The organism is Gimesia chilikensis (assembly GCF_008329715.1).
Taxonomy (GTDB): Bacteria; Planctomycetota; Planctomycetia; order Planctomycetales; family Planctomycetaceae; genus Gimesia; species Gimesia chilikensis.
This window is the reverse complement of record NZ_VTSR01000001.1, coordinates 496560-514772: the sequence shown is the minus strand read 5'-3', so window position 1 is coordinate 514772 and position 18213 is coordinate 496560. Positions and strand designations below refer to the sequence as shown.

The 18213-nt window shown below is 56.5% G+C and carries 13 protein-coding genes; 6 read left to right on the top strand and 7 right to left on the bottom strand.

Annotation, left to right across the window (positions count from 1 at the left end):
* Positions 1–254 precede the first annotated feature (254 nt).
* Both FYZ48_RS01775 and FYZ48_RS01770 read left to right on the top strand, forming a co-directional pair.
* Complete coding sequence (locus FYZ48_RS01775; RefSeq protein WP_149336911.1) at positions 255–1307, top strand: pyridoxal-phosphate dependent enzyme; 1053 nt, start codon at positions 255–257, stop codon at positions 1305–1307.
* 27 nt (positions 1308–1334) lie between these two features.
* Positions 1335–2246 (top strand): dihydrodipicolinate synthase family protein, encoded by a 912-nt coding sequence (locus tag FYZ48_RS01770; RefSeq protein ID WP_149336909.1) that lies wholly within the window; start codon positions 1335–1337, stop codon positions 2244–2246.
* A 22-nt stretch (positions 2247–2268) separates the two neighbouring features.
* Here FYZ48_RS01770 and FYZ48_RS01765 read toward each other — a convergent pair whose 3' ends face one another.
* Positions 2269–3666, bottom strand: a complete 1398-nt coding sequence (locus tag FYZ48_RS01765; RefSeq protein ID WP_149336907.1) for a neutral/alkaline non-lysosomal ceramidase N-terminal domain-containing protein — start codon at positions 3664–3666, stop codon at positions 2269–2271.
* Between the two features lie 189 nt (positions 3667–3855).
* A complete protein-coding gene (locus FYZ48_RS01760; RefSeq protein WP_149336905.1) occupies positions 3856–5268 on the bottom strand; it encodes a response regulator in 1413 nt (470 codons plus the stop codon).
* 766 nt (positions 5269–6034) lie between these two features.
* Here FYZ48_RS01760 and FYZ48_RS01755 point away from each other — a divergent pair.
* Both FYZ48_RS01755 and FYZ48_RS01750 read left to right on the top strand, forming a co-directional pair.
* The gene (locus FYZ48_RS01755) at positions 6035–6991 is read left to right on the top strand and encodes a DUF1559 domain-containing protein (protein WP_315853165.1); all 957 of its coding nucleotides are present in this window, start codon (positions 6035–6037) and stop codon (positions 6989–6991) included.
* Between the two features lie 92 nt (positions 6992–7083).
* Positions 7084–7473, top strand: a complete 390-nt coding sequence (locus FYZ48_RS01750) for a hypothetical protein (protein WP_149336901.1) — start codon at positions 7084–7086, stop codon at positions 7471–7473.
* Positions 7474–7556: 83 nt separating this feature from the next.
* Here FYZ48_RS01750 and FYZ48_RS01745 read toward each other — a convergent pair whose 3' ends face one another.
* The 5 genes from FYZ48_RS01745 to FYZ48_RS01725 all read right to left on the bottom strand — a co-directional run bounded on the left by FYZ48_RS01745 (position 7557) and on the right by FYZ48_RS01725 (position 14970).
* On the bottom strand, positions 7557–8660 hold the full coding sequence (locus FYZ48_RS01745) for a hypothetical protein (protein ID WP_187781828.1): 1104 nt from the start codon (positions 8658–8660) through the stop codon (positions 7557–7559).
* Positions 8661–8883: 223 nt separating this feature from the next.
* A complete protein-coding gene (locus FYZ48_RS01740) occupies positions 8884–11898 on the bottom strand; it encodes an outer membrane protein assembly factor BamB family protein (protein WP_187781827.1) in 3015 nt (1004 codons plus the stop codon).
* Positions 11899–11998: 100 nt separating this feature from the next.
* The gene (locus FYZ48_RS01735) at positions 11999–13123 is read right to left on the bottom strand and encodes a sialidase family protein (RefSeq protein ID WP_149336895.1); all 1125 of its coding nucleotides are present in this window, start codon (positions 13121–13123) and stop codon (positions 11999–12001) included.
* Positions 13124–13153: 30 nt separating this feature from the next.
* The gene (locus FYZ48_RS01730) at positions 13154–14230 is read right to left on the bottom strand and encodes a hypothetical protein (RefSeq protein WP_149336893.1); all 1077 of its coding nucleotides are present in this window, start codon (positions 14228–14230) and stop codon (positions 13154–13156) included.
* Between the two features lie 26 nt (positions 14231–14256).
* Positions 14257–14970, bottom strand: coding sequence for a FadR/GntR family transcriptional regulator (locus FYZ48_RS01725; RefSeq protein WP_149336891.1), 714 nt, complete (start codon positions 14968–14970; stop codon positions 14257–14259).
* A gap of 100 nt (positions 14971–15070) precedes the next feature.
* Between FYZ48_RS01725 and FYZ48_RS01720 the strand changes: the two genes are divergently transcribed.
* Positions 15071–16951 carry an FAD-dependent oxidoreductase gene (locus FYZ48_RS01720; protein ID WP_149336889.1) on the top strand — a complete coding sequence of 627 codons (1881 nt, stop codon included), beginning with the start codon at positions 15071–15073 and terminating at the stop codon, positions 16949–16951.
* Between the two features lie 15 nt (positions 16952–16966).
* Positions 16967–17827, top strand: a complete 861-nt coding sequence (locus tag FYZ48_RS01715; RefSeq protein ID WP_149336887.1) for an alpha/beta hydrolase — start codon at positions 16967–16969, stop codon at positions 17825–17827.
* Positions 17828–18213: the final 386 nt, after the last annotated feature.

The window sequence follows — 18213 nt, the reverse complement described above, 5'->3', positions numbered from 1 at the left end:
CGGCCGTACGCGAAGAACATCACAGATTTCCGTATGTCTGTTATGGCATCTGCCATAGACTAATGTAATATAAATATTTAGATTGTATGACAATCTGGTTTATTATCATATAACTCGATATTTACTCGTCAAGACAATTCTGATCTTTTGCTCAAGAATGCTCATGTTTACGAAGTACCTCTGGTAAGGTACGCCTTTGTTACAGGAACTGTTACTTCAAGTGAAATTGAGACTGACTTACCAGGGATATCGAAATGGAAGTTGAGCCGTTTACATTGGGCGAGGGAGAGACCCCGCTGGTGCGATCGCGACGGATCGGGCCCGCTGTGGGGCTGGAGCATTTATATTTCAAGCTGGAGACGGTGAATCCGACCGGTTCTTATAAGGATCGTTTTGCGGCAGCCGCGATCAACGAGATGTTGTCGCAGGGGAAGCGGCGGGTGGTGACCTGCTCGAGCGGAAATGCCGGTTCGGCCCTGGCAGCTTACAGTGCCGCTGCGGGACTGGAATGTGAGGTCGCGGTCTTCATCGGGGCTCCCGAAAATAAACTCAAACAGATGCTAGCCTACGGTGCTCGTGTCTGGAGGATTGAAGGCTTTGGTGCTGATCCGGAAATCAGCCGCGCTACGTTCAAATGTCTCAAACAGATCGGGGCTGCCGCTGATGCGGCGCTGCAGGTGAGCAGTTATCAGTTCAACCCGGTGGGCATGGCAGGAGTCGAAGTGATTGGACACGAACTGGTCACTCAGACGGCTGCACTCAATCGACCGATCGATCATGTTGTCTGCTGTGCAGGCGGTGGAGGTCTGCTGCTGGCAGTCTACCGTGGTTTAAAGACGGCGCTGGAAGGGAAGGAACAAGTCGATTTCCCGGCCATCCACTGTGTTCAGCCGGCGGGGAACAATACGATTGCCGGCCCGTTGCGAGAAGGAAGCAGTCTGGCCCGGTCCTGTGAAAGTACGACCGCGGTGGGAGGTCTACAGGTGGCGAATGTGCTGGATGGACACGAGGTGATTCGTGTCTGCAGAGAGACCGGAGGCAACGGTTACCTGGTTGCCGATGATTACATTTTTGAGGTACAGGCCCGCCTGGCGCGCGAGGAGGGCATTTTCTGTGAACCGGCGGCAGCCGTTTCGCTGGCAGGTGTATTGCGAGCCGTGGCGCAGGGAGAAATCGCTGCGGGTGAAACGGTGGTCTGTCTGATTACCGGCACCGGTTTCAAGGACCAGTGTGCCATCGATCGGATGCTGGCTGATACGACCTGTCCCGTGATCAGCCTGTCGGAATTTCAGAGGCAAAGTTTGTAAATTTTTTACAAGGGAAGCAGTTTCAATATGACCAGTTCGATCAAAATGATTACCGCCCTGGGGACTCCGTTGACTCCGGAAGAAGACCTGCACGTGGAAGGGCTGGAAGCCCATCTGCAGGATCAGCTGGACCACGGTATTAACGGTTTCCTGGTTGCGGGTACGATGGGGCTGATGCAGCTCTTGAAGGAGCGCACCTATCGCGATCTGGTTGCCCGGAGTGTGACATGTAACGCCGGTCGGGCGGAACTGCTGGTGGGCGTCGGCGATACGAGCTATGTGCGGACGCTGGAGCGGATTCGGATGGTGGAAGAGTATGACATCGACGGCGTGGTGGCATTGGCTCCCTTTTTCATCAAGTACAGTCAATCCGACCTGATCGATTATTATCAGTCGCTGGCAGATGCGAGTTCCCGCCCCCTGTTTCTGTATGACTTGCCTCAGACGACGGGGACTAAACTGGAAGTGGCGACCGTGCTGCAGCTGGCACAGCATCCGAATATTCAGGGCATTAAGTGTTCCGATCACTTTGTGACGATCCGCCCGGTGCTGGATGCGATTGGTGATGAATTTCGCGTGATCGTCGCCCAGCCGACACTGATGGATGTGCTACTGCGTGCAGGCGTTCGCGAGCATCTGGACGGGATCTATGGCGTCGTGCCGGAGTGGATTGCGGCGATGGTGACCGCGACAGAATCGCAAGACTGGGAGACCCTGGCGGCAGTCCAGCAAGATCTCTCTGCCTTACTCACGCTGCTTCAGACGTTTTCTGCGCCGCTGTTTTCTACAGTGACCGCCTTACTGAACCGGCGGGGAATTCCCGGTAACTTTGCACCGCGACCCATGCGTCCCATCACGCAGGCAGAAGAGGCGGCCCTGTTTGAAATGCCCCTGGTGAAAAAGATGTTTGCTGGTAAAGCGGTCACTGCAGCTGAGTAAAAGCACGTCTGAGGAAGACAGGTCATTCGACCTGTTTGACGAGCTTGTGCACGGTTTCTGAAATGAGATCTTCCGTCTGTTCGGACCAGCGATAGGCGGGGCGGCCGTATTCATAGAGGTTCCAGCCCCCCTCATAACCTCCTTCGAGCCAGACCCGTTTGGAAGGGATGTAGGAGATCATGTCGTCGGCGTAGCCGCAGACCCAGGTCCCCGGCCCGAATTCCCGCTTGAAGCGGAGTGAGTAATCGACGACGGTTTCGGCTCCCATGCCGATCATGAGGGTTTCCTTACCCAGCCGCCAGGCGTGAATCGGATAGGGATAGGCTGTGGGAAAGGTCTCTCCCTGGTCCAGTTTTTTCAAGAGCCGCGCCGCCCAGCGTCGTTTGATTCTGTTGCCGCTTTTGGTGTCAGCTTCGAGGTCAGCGCGGGTGACGACTTTGAGGTAGGGAAGATCAACATAAGAAAAAGCGGTTTTCAAACCGGGAGAAACGTTCTGCAACGGCTGCTTTAAGGCTTCTTCGACGGCGACAGCCAGCATGTGCCCGTATTTTTCACAGAGCTCGACTTTCCGGCGGGGGAGTGGGTTCTGATCACCGCCGCAGGTGTTGACGAACATGGCCAGCGTGCCCGGATGATTTTTTTCGATCTCCAGTTGTGCGAAGCCGGGATAGTCGCCGCAGATTTTGGTGAAGCTGAGCGTCGTGGGATGACAGGCATAGCCGAACAGGACAGCCGCCAGCTGGCCATCGGGACGGGTGACGGTCAGGATGGGCACGTCGTGATCGACGGGGCCTACGAGTGCCTTGCCTGCTTTGAGTAGATTGGGAATGTCGGCTTCACGGTTGTTGCGGCGATTGACGGCGAACGTGGTGTGTCCGTTGCCCTGTTTGAGTGTTGCGGGGGCAAGATTATCAAGTGCTTCGCCGATCATGGCGACGGTTTTCTCGACCATACGATCCGTGTACTCGGCGACAGTTTTGTCCTGCTCCGGCGTGGTGGGATAGTAATCGTAAAGGTCGTCTCCCAGCCGGGGGCCACAGTGATTATGCGAGAAGGTAAACATGATCTGGCGGCGTTCCAGGTCAAACTTCGTTTTAATTTTTTTGAAGACGCGATCGCTCATGCTTTTAGGGACGCCCTGGAAATCACTGGTGATCAGGACAGCGCGTTCGCCGCCTGGTGCTTCGAGTGCGAGGGCTTTCATCCAGATGTCATGCAGCTTGCCATCGGGGGCCCGTTTGGATCCGTAGCCTGCCAGCCAGACATCGGTTTCGGGAGTGATTTTGGCCTTGGCTAAACCGGCGTGCCACTGTTCTGCAGCCGCGAGACTTGTCGTGCCCAGAAGAAGAACACCGAAGACGAACAGAAACGAACGTCGGGGGAGGAGGAGTGTGTGGGAGAGCAAGGTGAGGCCGGGCATGTTGCTGCTTTCTGTGTGCGGGAAACAGGAGCTCTGAGTGAATCGGTTAAATTCTAATGTATGTTTATAAAATGGAAATCGCAAGGGGATTCCAAGGAGGTGAGCGAATGAAGTCGCCAGAAGCATCTGTAAAGAAAACCATGCTGGGACAGGGAGGACGCGCCCGTTGAGAGGTGAGTCGGGAGAACGTCAGCGTGTGACGGAGGTCGACTTGCGGGCGAGTCGCGCGGCGATCTGTGGAATCAGAACGTTGCGGTCAATCGGCTTGGTCAGGCAATCATCAAAGCCGACACTCAGGCAGCGTTCGAGTTCGCCCGTGAGTGCATGCGCGGTGAGTGCTACGATGGGACCGGTGTAACCTGCTTCGCGGAGGGCGATGGTTGCCTGGTAGCCGTCGAGGACGGGCATTTGCAGATCCATCAGGATCAGGTCGAAAGGGGATTCCGACTGCAGAGCCATATCGACGCCTAGTTGACCATTCGCGGCAATCGTGATCTCAGCACCGGCGCGGTTGAGCAGGAAGCGGATCAACCGCTGGTTGTCGAGATTGTCTTCCACCACCAGGATGCGTCCCTGCAGGCGACTGTTGGCAGAGAATGATCGGGGATCGGGTAGATCGAGTTCTCCTGCCTCCTGTGAAGACAGCATGCGGACCTGATCCAATGGGCCGGTAGCGATTGCAAAAGTGAATTCGCTGTTCTCTGAGGCGTCCTGTTCGAGGCGGATTTCGCCCTGCAGCAGTTCTGCGATGCGGCTGATGATTGTAAAACCGGAGCCGGCCTTACCCCGCTTACCTTTCGTTGTTGCGGCTGCCTGACGAAAGGGCTGGAAGACGTGCTGACGCTGGTCGGTGGGAATGCCCATGCCGGTATCACTGACACCAAAGCAGAACACCTGTTGTGCCGGCTCGCAGCTGAGTGTGAGTCGGATGTGTCCCTCGGTGGTCAGTTTGAGTGCATTGGTCAACAGGTTGACCAGCGCCTGTTTCAACAGCGTGGGGTCGGTTTGGATTGTTTCCGGAACAGTGCCTTCGATCTCCAGGTGAATCGTATTATTTAACGCGTGGGCCTGTTCGGATAACTGGTCGACGACTTCGCGTCCGAGCTGCAGGGGATTGACCTGCAACTGTTCGATTTCGAGAAGTCCCGATTCCAGTCGGGAGAGTTCCAGAATTTCATTGATGACATCCAGCAGGTAGTTGCTGTTACGCCGGATGGTTTTGACGGCTCGATTCTGATCTTCATCCGAAAGGGCTTCGTTCTGCAACAGTTCCGTGAAACCCAGGATGGCCGTCATTGGCGTGCGGATTTCATGACTCATATAAGCCAGGAATTCGCAGCGGGCGCGTGTTGCAGCTGCAGCGACTGCTTGTGCCTGCTTCAATTCTTCACGAGTCGCCTGCAGTTCCTGACGCAACCGGGCCGTCTCTGTTTCCTCTGTAGCGGATGCATCCTGGTGGGGCTGTTGAGGGGCGACTGGCAGGCTGGGGGGCACGGGGTTGGTTTGAGGAGAGAAGGCTTCGCGGAATGTCTCCTGAACCGACTCTTCGAGTCTGCTCAGGATTTGCGAAACTTGTGTGTGTGATAAATCGGGTCTGGGCATTCCCGCGTGACTCCACTGGTTGAGCGAGCGGGCCAGTACCGCTGCCGCATCAAGTCCTCTGAAGTATGAGAACCTGATGTATGTTTTCTTAAAACGGTTTTCGATGTCAGGGTTTCTTCGTTATCGGTCGCCGTTCGTCAGGCGCGAACCTGATTTTGTGGAGTCTGAGAGACACACGGGGATTTAAGGGAAACACCTGTTGCTTCAGTGAGTGGTTTCCAGCAATCTGATCGCTCCGGCTGCCCTGACCGGTTCTGGCTGCTTTTGATTGAAGGTGACTGAAAGTGGTGTCTGAATGGGGCGTTATGAGCATCTTTAGAATGCAGATTCAGAGGATGTTTTCTGACATTGATTTTGATGAATTGAATCGAAATGCACGTAATAAGTCTGCTGGAAATATTCAGTTTGAGCAGGGGAGATTTTTAATTCAAACCAATGCTGATTTGTAAAGGAAGTTGTTAATCGTCTGTAAGTGGTGAATGTGTGGTGAACATTGACTGTTTTTTATGAATTCCGGTTTGAATTCATGGATGTATAGATTGCCCACACGTCAAGTTTACATAAAATTCATCTGGCTTTAACGAAGAATACGTTCTTCGAGATCTTCTGAGTGCGTCGGTTTTCCCATGATACCCGCCTCTATCCGATCACGGTTCCTCCCCGGGTGAAGCGCTCAAATCGAACCATTATTCAATCATTCCGTACGACCCGGTACGGAGTCATCACAATCTTAACAGTGTAAGGGGTCCAAACTATGCACTCAAAGATGCAAACAAAACGAGGTTTTACTTTGATTGAATTGCTGGTGGTCATTGCGATCATCGCGATTCTGATCGCGCTCTTACTGCCCGCGGTACAGCAGGCACGTGAAGCTGCCCGTCGCAGTACCTGTAAGAACAATCTGAAGCAGCTCGGACTGGCGATGCACAACTATCACGATACGCACCGCACATTCCCTCCGGGAGCCGTCTGGTACGGTATCGGTTCCGCTCCGGAAGATGGGCGTCACGCTGACTGGGGTACGACCTGGGTCGTACAGGTTCTGCCCTTTATGGATCAGGCCAACCTGTATAACAATTACAACATGTCTCTGAAGGCCCGCAGTGCGAATGCAAGCACTACTAACAGCGTGTTGCAGGCTAAGATTCCCAGCCTGATCTGTCCTTCTCAGCCCGGCGTTGATCGCAGTCTGCTGACACAGGATTTCACCGGATTTTCCAGAATCACCTATGCGGCATCGGTAGGCGCTGGTTCAACCATGACACGTACTGACTTCAACAATCCGAACCGACGTGGTTTCTTCAGTGCGGTAGCCCAGAATGGCGCGAAAATCCGTGACGTCACTGATGGATCGTCCAACTCGATCATGCTGAGTGAAATCGTCGTCGGTCAGGTCACCTCTGATGACAAGGGGGCCTGGGGCTGGTGCACCGGGGCGCTGTTCGCAGGCCGGAATAACAACGGGATTCTGACACCGAACGCGAAAGTTTATGACGCGACTCCCTATGCATCCAATAATACCACCGATAACAACTTTAACCGTCGGAATAACCCCGACCGAACCGGGACTCTTTCCGGCCAGGCGGCACGCAGTTTCCATGTTGGTGGCGTACATGCTACCATGGGTGACGGTGCTGTGCGTTTCCTTTCAGAAAACATTGATCAGAATACCTATCTGAATCTGTTGTCAATTTCTGATGGTAACGTAATTGGTGAATTCTAAACGATTCGCGATCACGAATTCGTAAACACAAACAGCTCCAATGAAATTGATTGGAGCTGTTTTTTTAATTCAGATGACAAAGGCTTAGACAAATGAAAATCAGTATTGGTATCGGCAGACAACTGCTCTGCTGCCTGGCATTGTTTCTCTTCACCGTTTCGCTCACTGGCTGTGGTGGTCCGCCCTCTACACCTCCTCCCAGCGATACGGAAAAAAGCGAAATGGTGCAGAAATCGATTGATGAATTCATTGCCTCTGCCAAAAAACAGCCCAAAGCAGCCGCTCAGAATCTGTCGATTTTAATGGAATCGCTGGAATCGTATGCTACCGAATTCGAGGGCCCTTACATCGAGGTGCGGGACGAAGCAAAGAAGCTGCAGGAGTTGTATCAGAGCTCTGCAGCGAAAGATAAGATCGAAGCTCAACTGGAAGTGCTCAAGCAGAAGGCGAGCTCCCTCTCTGGTGGGGCAGCCGCTGAGTAATCGGCATTTGATGTGAAATCAAACAGACAGATCCGCTGATCGCATTCTGAAGACAGAGATGTGATCAGCGGATTTTTTTACGTCTATTTGATGGTCAGTGATTTCAGGCTGCCGTTCTGTGAAAAATCCGGCCCGAACTGGAGGGCTGCGGTGATCTGCAGATCGGGATAGCCAGCGACGGTAATCCGTGGCGGCGTCGTGTAACCGGAGCCGGCGCGCGTGATTTTCAAACCAGTCACTTTACCATCTTTGATGACGGCGGTCGCTGTCGCGGGCGTTCGTTTCCAGACTTCTCCGTTGTGGGGTTGATAGCGGTAGTAGTTAGAGACTTCGTCCAGTCGCTCATTGGTGATGCCGTATTTGCCGAGGGCCGCCAGCAGGACCTCTTTGTTAGCGCGGGCCCGGGCTTCCGTGGGGGCACCGTTGCGGGCGGGACGGACGTTGCTGAATGCATCACGAAAGACCTGGGGTTCGACACCCAGGGCAGCAGCGATCAGATTCACAGGACGGCCATGATCGCGGGGATCGGTTTCGTAGCCTCCCTCGATGATCACGGTACCTGCGGGGACGTTCTCGGAAACAGCAGGGGGAAGTGGTGCATCAATGTGATCACGATCGGGACGGGGCGGTCGCGGAGAATTCTCGCGTGGGGAATTTTCTCGTGGGGAATTTTCTCTGGGCGGACCGTGGTGAGGGCGGCCTTCGTGATGGTTGCGATCAGAGGACGGACCCGGGCGACCTTGCTCGCGACGGTCACGTTCATGTCGATCATGCCCGTGACGCGGGCGGTCATGATGGGCGTCTGGTCGTTCGCCCCGCTGCGGGGGACCATGATGTCCGGGACGTTCTGCATGTGGGTGTCTGCCGCGCTCCATGGGGGGCGGTCCGTGACGATCATCGCGTCGATGTCCCTGATCTTGTGCAGGGCGGGGAGGACGGGGAAGTTCTTCCCGGGTCAGGCTGCCATCCTGATCGCGGTCGAGATTCTTGAGGGCGACCGCGGACTGATCCATTTCGTTTGTGGAAATACGGCCATCCTGGTCGGTATCGAACAGGACCATAAAGGGATCGGGTGGAGGACCTCCCGGGCATTGGCAGTCACGATCTCCTCTGCCACGTGGCTGTTGAGATGAGACGCCCGTAGTAATTAATCCCGCGACAGCAACAAACGCAATGAGGTATTTCATCAGCATGGCTCTCCCGTTATGAGTGAAGGGACTCAATTCAGCACGATTTCAGCAATCACTGCAACTGAATTGCATAGAAAACGGCCCGATGCAGGAATTAACGGAGAGGTGGGGAGATGACTACCGATTTTTTCGAAGGAAATGAAATTAATCGCGGGAGTGTGAACTTTCTGGTCCGTGCGTTATCCGGTCAGAAACTGAACTGTCGCATAGTCACAGAAGCTTATTCACTGCCTTCCAGAGCGAACCAGGCCTGCATCTGGTAGGAGCAGTTGCACTGGGACGAGCCGTCGGGAACGAGGACCAGGCCGCCGGCCGGGATGGCGTTGATGTAACAACCCAGGCGGATCCCGCCGAAGTTTTCGACGCCGGCTTTGCGGGTCAGGTCGACGTACCCGAGTGTGGCCGAGCGGAAGACCATCAGGTGTTTGCTGGCGGAGATCTGGCCGCAGCCATAGGAGCGTTCGAAGGTGAAAGGAATCGGTTTCCCGGATTTCAGTTCCCAGGCACCTCCCTGGGCAAAGATTTTATCGCCGTTAATGACCGGGTGCGATTGATACTCGGCTGCGATATCCCAGATCCGTTTTCCCGTTTTGGCATCGACGGCAGCGAGTCGTCCGCCGACTTCAGAAGGGAGTCGGAAGAACTTGTGCCGGATACCCTGGTAGAACATCAGCAGGATGTCGTGGTCTGCGGAGAGTGCCAGCTGGGTGCCGAAGATTTCCTGATCGTCTTCCCAGAGGTCAGCCCCGGTTTTGGCCTGGAAGGCTTTCAGCTTGCCTTTGCGGTGTGCGTCTTCCGGAGAGGGAGGGTTGGGGCGACCGTTGCGGCGGGCCTGTTTGATGTGGTCCGCTTTGGCGATTTCCCGATCGATGAGAAAGACGCTGTTGTTGCCAATGGTGATCGCGTTGTTACGGATCGAGTACTCGGGCTGGTAGGTCCAGAGAATGTTCCCGGTTTTGGCATCGGCTGCGAAAAACAGAACCGATTCATTGCGGAGGCTGATACCCTGATAGCGGGGACTGGTGTGATGCGCGTCGTTACTGACGGTGCCATAGATTACGCCGTCATGGTACGCGAGGTAACCCCAGTTCTGGTTGGGATCGTCGCGGCTGACAGGGGTGGAGATTTTGCGGACCAGCTTTCCGGTCTTCAGTTCGATCTGATGACAGAAGGTGTCTTTGTAGACGAAGGCATAGTCGCCCCCGAGGCAGAAGTTGCTGCCGACCTCGGCCGTGCTGACATCGTGATGAATGCCGTTCATGTCAGTCAGGTTATTCCTGAGCTGATATTTCCAGAGCGTATGCCCGTTGTAGGCGTCGAGTCCACACAGACCGTGCAGACCGCCGACAACCATGACGCCGCGATTCACGAGTGGGGCCGGACCCTGTCCGTGCCGGTTGGGGATCTGGAAATCGACATCGCGATACCAGTACATGCGGAGCGGGCCTTTGACGATTTCATCGTTGGAATTCACCGTATTCGTGGAATCAGAGTACTGGTGCGTCCAACTGCCGGCCCCTTTGAGATCGTCTTTGGTTTCCAGCTGCAGGTTATCGAGCGATCCCCAGCAGAGCTGACCGCCAAAAGGACGTTGAATCCGACGGGCTTCCTTGAGAATCCCGGGAGAGACATCCTGATTCAGCGAAGCCGAGCAGATCACAAGGTTCGCGAAGTTCTTCGAGTAGGGAACATGTGCGGGGTCGGCCAGATGTACGGCGACCTTCGAACCATAGAGGCCTGCTGCCGAGAGGCGTTCGCGGGCCTGCTGGGCCTGGTCGGGATCCGCCATCACGACATAGATCTGAAAGTCGGACTGGCGGGCCAGTTCGAGGGCGAGATCCGCGTTGGTGGCGTCCAGGTCGACACAGATCCCGGTGGAGACGTCGGTCTTCTCACAGATGGCTTGCGCTGCCTGCTGATAGAGCGGGCTCGTGGTAACGGGCGACTGTGGCTGTGCCTCGACCGTTTCTGGTGGATGTGCGTTGGCGAAACAGCAGATGACTCCCTGGTCGGTGCTGGCGATGAGGCATTCATCAGAGGCTGCCAGGCCACGGACGGTGCCTTCGATTTCATGCGACCACCAGGTATTGGCCTGACCTTTGAAGTCGACCGCGGTGACCTTGTTGTGCGAACCACAGTACGCGTCATTGCCGGCGATGATGACATCGGTGATCGTGTAATCCAGGGGGATGAGCCGCTTTTCTTTGAGGCTTCTGATCGAGATCGGCTTACCTTTGCGGTCGTTCGTTTTGGTGTCGGTCCACGTGCTGTAAACCAGTGACTGCCCGCTGCCGCGGAGAACACCCTGGGGAGTCGCGGCGATGGGGCCGGTGCCGGTCTGTTGTGACAGGTCGCCTGTCAGCTGGTCGAACAGGCAGCCCGCGTTCGCGAAGAACCGGTCGGCCAGCATGACTTCAGAGCCGCCGCGCTGCTGATTTTTCTGCAGATGGTAATAGCGAAATTCGCCGGTCGCCCGATTAAAGGCGGCGGGGACGGCGCGTCCGGTGGGCATGAAGATCTGGTCCTGGCTGGCAGCGAGATAGCCTTGTGATGAAACACCGCTTTTGGCACTCGCACCGCCATGCGGCTGATTCATGAGGCGTTGTCCGGAGTTCTGATTGCTCCAGATGACGTCTCCGGTTTCTGCGTCGAGGGCATACAGGTAAACGCCATCGGAAGGCCAGACCCCGGCTGCAAAGTAGACTTGGTCGCCGAGGACGACCGGGCCTCCTCGGGCCGGCCAGTGTGAGATCAGCCGATCGTTGCCCATGATGAATTTCCGTTCGGGGCCACCCCGTTTTTTCCAGAGCAGCGCGCCGTCTTCAACATTCAATGCATACAGGCAACCGTCATCGCTGGTCACAAAGATGCGATCTTTCCAGGCAGCGGGAGCAAAGCGGATCGGCCCTTCGGTAAAGTATTTCCATTTGAGCTGACCGGTTTTGAGATCGAGGGCGTACAGCTGGTCGTCGGTAGAACTGCCGAAGAGGACCGTCTGATTCACCACGATGGGCTGGAAGACTTCGTCAAAAGTAATGCGGGTATGCGTGGGCCAGGCGGGAGTGGGTTTATGGGGAGTGTGAAACGTCCACTGCAGCTCCATGCGGTTGGGTAGCGGTTCCTCTGTCGATCCGCTGCGGGCGGCATCACCGCGATACTGAGGCCATTCGGCGAGAATGAAATTGGGGGCGCAGACAAATACAAACAGAAACAGGAAAACCGGCGGGAATTTCATGGAGCGCCTCTGAGCAACTGGTTGGCGTGAATATCGGCGAGGGTTGATGTGTTTATGGTAAACCATCACCGACGGCTTGTCACTGTTCTGCAGAGAATATTCACAATCCGTTCACGGAGAATTTGAACCAGCGAATCAGGCTCACGTTCTGTTCGTAGCACCAGAACGTGACAAACCACTGGCCGTCCGGCAGGCGAACGATGTGCGGGGCGCCGAATTTGAGGGCGGCGAAGTTTTCGGACATGTTCTCGCCGGTTTGTGTGGTGCCCGCTGCTGAGTTTACACCCCAGAGGGGGATCTGGTCTCTGTTTTCCCAATGGCCGTGCTCAGTGAGCCGGGCATGACAGGCCCACAGACCGGGTTCATCGAGACGACGGTAGATACAAAGCAGGCTGCCATCTTCCAGGAGGTGGGGCGTGAGTGTCTGTCCCAGCAGTTCTGTGGAAGCAGGAGCAGACCAACTGGCGCCTCCATCCGAGCTGAGTGCATAATGATTAGGGCGATCAGTGCCGGCTGCTTCGTCGTAACACCAGGCGACCGCCAGCAGGCGTCCGTCGGGCAGCTCAAGCACCTTGGATTCCCAGAAGATCAACTGATCGTCGGGGCTGCGCATGATGTCGAGATAGTCATCCCAGCTGTTTCCCTGGTCGTGCGAGACGAGGGCCAGCATGCGGTTGCCGTTGGGGAGTTCGCCGTCCCAGCCACGCCAGGTTGAGGTGGGCCAGAGCCAGCGACCATCCTGCAGAACGGTGATCGGACTGCACATCTCAAAGGCGGGACCGATCAGTGGAGGCGTAATCGAAGCCGGTTCGCTCCAGGTTTTTCCCTGATCAGCAGAGCGCAAGAGCAACAGTTCCGCGGGCACCAGGCCGAGTGTTTTCGGATTGCTCAGTCCCTCGTCGGGATGCGCGCTGCGATCGTAGCGGATCAGGTTTGCCAGCAGTTCCCCGTCCGGCGTGGTGGTCACGCGTCCGAAGGTGGATGTCAGGCGGTCGGTCGTTTCCGGATTGAGCTGTCCCTGGTATTCCCAGGTCTGCCCCTGATCGAAGGAACGGGACCAGTGCACCTGCAGGTTGACGGCTTCGAATGCTTCGCCCAGTGAATACAGCCCGATCAGCGAACCATCAGGGAGGACGGCAACTGAGGGGAAGTAGGCATGCACGCTTTTGACGTGTGGTTTCGCATTTCGAAACAGGACGCCGGTTTCGATTTGGTTGAGTTGCATGATGCGGTTCCTTCGCAGGGGGCAGTTGGACTATTTTTTGGGCTTCAGCCACAGATCGGCCATGTAGATGGCGGTGATCGTTTTGCCGTCCTTGTCTTTTTCGTGGCTGGAGTACCAGGAAATCACGGCGTGGTCCGGCGAGAGGACCAAGATACCCGGATAAGAGTTGTCGCCGCCACTGGGGAGCGTGGCAAATTCGTGCAGCTGATTGTCTTTGAACCAGTAGAGCGAGGTGACATACTTGCCGTTCTTACGCTGACGTCCGCCGACGAGGTAGCGGTCACCCCACTTGGCGAGCAGCGGGCCGCCGATGTAGCGGTCGAGCTGTTTACGGTCCCAATGGTCGAAGGGGGGCCGGGAACGCATGACCCAGGCGGGGTTGGATCCGCTGCGGCCGATGGCCAGCAGGTCGCCGTTCTTTTCGAACAGGAAGGCGGTTTCATCGCCCTGGCGTTCGTTGAACAGGCTGGCAGTTTTCCAGACCAGGCCGTCGTCGCTTTCCAGGATGGCGGTTTCGATCAGTTCGCGTCCCTGATCATCTTTGGCAAAGTGGCGGATGCGGCGTCCGCAGAGATAGGCTTTACCGTCATAGGCGGCGGCCCGCCAGATGTAATGGCCGTAGGTGCCTTCGAGCATGATCGGCTTCGACCATTTTTCTCCGTCGGCCGACCAGACGGCGTAGCCCAGGTGTTCGTTGATGGTACGGGTTTTGGGAGCGGAGTCGCCACAGTACCAGGTGCCGGTATAGACGAAGAGTTTGTCTTTGAAGATCAGGAAGTGCGGATCGCGGACATCGCGTTTGGGGACGGAGAATTCATCGACCTGTTTCCAGGTTTTGGTGTCGTCGCTCTGCATGATCAGAACGCGGGAGGTGGGAAACAGCATGTGGCCACCCGGGCAGGTGCGGAAGGTGAGGTAGTACTTGCCTTTGAATTCGATCATGTCGGTGAAGGCATTGTGTTCGCCGTTATCGAAGACCTGGCGGACATTGGTGACTTCCACGGCGGGCAGATCACTGTCACTGCCTGCAGACAGTGATGCAGGAGAATTTAGAAGACAGCCGAGCAGGGCCAGGATGGTCAGGAATGAGGGGGCGAGTTGCTGCATGTTAACGAACCTCGTCAGAAAAAGTTTCAGGTGGTTTCCGGTGGTGTGAATAACAGGTATTTCAGATGCGAACGCATGACCGAGCGGGCCCGTTCGACGTCGCGGTCTTTGATGGCGTCGACCAGTTCAAAGTGCTGCCAGATGATGCGCTGGTTGGTTTCCTCAGCCAGGACGGGTGTTTCCCGGGCGGGGTAGGAATTTTCAAACAGGGTCGCCAGCAGTTTCTGCATGTCGGCAATGATCGGTGAGCCGGACATTTCCAGGATCAGGCCGTGGAACTGCCGTTCGACCTCGATGCGTCGGGGCCGGTCTTCGGGAGTGCGGGCGGTCTGCTGGAATTCTTCGGCGAGTGCTGCCAGTTGTGTGATCTGTTCCTCGCTGGCATTTTTGATGGCCAGTTCAATGGCGCCTACTTCCAGGGCGTAACGGAAGTGGGCCAGGTCGGCCAGCTTTTCCGGTGACCGCGCCAGCGAGGGGAGGCAGTTGGCCCAGACTTCCACCGGGTCGGGGTGGCGGACAATCAGCCCTTTTCGCTTGCGGCCTTCGAGCAGACCCAGGGCACAGAGCCGATTGACGGCTTCGCGGGCAATTCGCCGGGAGACGTTGTATTCTTCAGCCAGTTCGGCTTCGGTGAGAAAGAAATCGCCGTCGGTGAACTCGGCGGACTGGATGCGGTGCCGAATGCGTTCGGAGAGATCCAGGGCCAGCGAGTTGGGCGATTCCTTGTTGATAAGTGTCATTACAGTGTCTTGTTTTGAGGGAAAAATCTTGAATAATGACAATTGGCGATTATTATATGACATTTAATGGGTGTGTCAAATTCAAAGGATGAAATATTCGATGTCGATGCTGGAAGACCATTTCTTAGAGACTGAGATCCTTGTGGCCGGGGGTGGCATGGCGGGCTGTTGCTGTGCGATTGCCGCGGCGCGGTGCGGGGCACGCGTGATTCTCTGTCAGGATCGCGGGGTGCTGGGCGGGAATGCATCGAGTGAAGTGCGGATGCATATTGTCGGGGCGAACGGCACGGGGCACTTCGATCGGGGAGCGGAACTGGAGACGGAAGCCCGCGAAGGAGGGATTATCGAAGAGTTGCGTCTGGAGAACTGCGTGCGAAATCCGCAGCGGTCGGCGTCGATGTTTGATCTGATCCTGTATGAGAAATGCCGGGCCGAACCGAATCTGACGTTGCTGCTGAATACCTGTGTGACCGGGGTACAACTGGAAGGAGACCGCATCACGCAGGCGATTGCCGAACGGCAGAGCACGGAAGACCGCTTTACAATTGATGCGTCGATTTTCATCGACTGTACCGGCGATGGTCGTCTGGCGGCGGAAGCCGGGGCGCTGTTCATGGAGGGCCGCGAAGGCCAGGACGATTACCGGGAAACGCTGGCTCCCTCTCTGGCGGACAACGAGCGGCTGGGATCGACCATTCTGATGCAGGCCCGAAAACATGCGCGGTCGATGCCGTTTGTGGCTCCCGACTGGGCACGCCGATTTACTAAAGACGAGCTCAAGCTGCGGTTGTACGCGACGCCCGGTGAAGAGGAGCCGACGCACGAGTACGGATACTGGTGGGCCGAGTGGGGAGGTACGCTGGATACGATCAAGGAGAATGAAACGATCCGCGACGAGCTGCTGGCGATTGTGCTGGGGATCTGGGATCACGTGAAGAACGGACCACCGGGCACACCAGCGGGGGACGATCCTTTCGAGGCGGCTCACTGGGCGCTGGACTGGTTCGGTTTTCTACCGGGCAAGCGGGAGAGTCGACGGTTCATCGGACAGCATGTGTTGACGGAGCAGGATCTGCTCACGTCCCGTGACTTTCTGGATGCGATTGCCTATGGCGGCTGGTCACTCGATCTGCATCCTCCCGCGGGCATCGATGCGGCGGAGGAAGAGCCGTGCCGACAGCATCCGGTGCCGCATCTCTATAATGTGCCGCTGTCGGCCTGTGTTTCGGGAAACCGGAGTAACCTGATGTTTGCGGGGCGGAATCTTTCGGCGACGCACGTGGCGTTTTCGTCGACCCGCGTGATGGCGACCTGCGCGGTGATCGGGCAGGGAGTGGGGACCGCGGCGGCGTGCGCGGTGCAGCGAAAGTTGAGTCCCGCGGAGCTGAGTTCCCATGCCGGAGTGATGGCGGAGATTCAGCAGCGGTTGTTACGCGATGATGCGTACCTGGTGGGGATTCGCAGTGCAGATGAGAATGACCTCGCGCGGTCGGCGCGGATTTCTGCCAGCAGTGAGCAGCCGGGATTCGCAGCGACGGAAGTGGTTTCGGGGCAGACGCGGAGCGTACAGGGAGAACGGGGCGCACCACCTGAGCGGGCTGTGCCGGGCAGTCATCGCTGGATGTCGGATCCGGCAGATGCACTTCCGGCGACGCTGCTGCTGGAGTGGGAGACACCGATCGCGGTGCGTGAAGTTCAGCTGATTTTCGATACGGGCCTGCATCGGCATCTGACGCTGAGCCAGCACGACGGGTATACGTCGCGGATGTTGTGGGGACAGGCGCAGCCGGAAGCGGTGCGGGATTATGCGATTGAGGTGTTTGACGGGCACGACTGGCAGACCGTAGTGACGGTGGAAGGGAACTGGCAGCGCCGCCGGGTGCATGGGGTGGAGGTAGCAGGAGTGTCTCAACTGCGGCTGGTGGTGACGGGGACGAACGGTGCGGAGCAGGCACGGGTTTGTGAGATCAGGGTGTATTGAGGGGGGGGATCAATCATGAAACTGCGAATGCTTGTAGTGTGGATGCTGGTCATGTCGGGAAGCTTTACTGTTGTCGCTGGTTCTGCAGCAGCGCTGGAAACCGAGGAACTGTTTCCGCGGGTGGAGGCGGTTACGTTTGAGAGTACGAGTCTTAAAAAGCGGAAGCGGGCTGTGATTGTGTTACCGGAAAACTGGCGGTCGATCGAACCTGCGGCGCGGCGGACGCTGGTCATTCTGCATGGGCGGGGGCGGCATGAGCGGTCGCTGGTGGATGACAAACTGATTCGTCAACAGCTGCTGGATTCAGGACTGTTTGTGATTCTGCCGGACGGCGATGACGGCTGGTATCTCAATTCGCCTGTGCGCCAGCAGGATGTGTACGAGACGTACCTGCAAGAGGTGCTGACGAAGATGGCGAATGAGTATGACCTGCCAGAAAAGAAGCAGCAGTGGGCGATCGCGGGCTGGTCGATGGGCGGGTATGGCTGTGTGCGGTTTGCCGAACGGCATCCCGGTCGGTTTGCGGCGGTGAGTTCGATGATCGGGCTGCTCGATTTTCCCCGCAATGGTCTGCCGACGGGGCAGTCGTATAAAGTGCCGGTGGAGCGGTTTGGTGCTGATGAAGTTGAATGGAACAAGTTCAATCCGTTGAATCAGGCGGAGAAGCTGCGCGGGTCATCGTTGTTGATTATCACCGCGGACCAGGCGTTTGACCGGACGATGAACGAGCATTTTCGTGACCGGCTGACTGCGCTGGAGCTGCCGCATCAGTATGTGGAGCTCAAAGGGGGGCACACGTTTCCCGTGGTGCGGGCGGCGCTACCGCTGGTGCTGGCGCATACACAACGCGTGCTACTACGGAAGACGCGAAATTAATGCTGCCGCGAAAGACACGATTTTTTTCTACCACGAAAAGCACGAAAGACACGAAAAATTTGCTGGTGTGGGGAGATCAATAAAAGAGTATTCCATGGGTGGTATCGGATGTAATCCGATATTGCCGCAGGCAACAGGAGGTCGCAGTGAATGCGATGTGTAGAGCGCGTGTTCTTCAAGCTCTTTTGATCAGCCAAGTGGGTTACTCTGTTGTGAATTGATCTCGTGAGCTGGGACCTCCTGCTCGCTGCGCTCGGCCCGAATTATATTCGGGCTCACCCGCTGATGAATGGTTAGTAGAAAGTGCGTGTGTTGGGGGTTGCGTTTTCTTATAATGGGAGAGTTGCCTGTCTTTATTGAAGTCCTGTCTGTCAACCTGGGCCGGT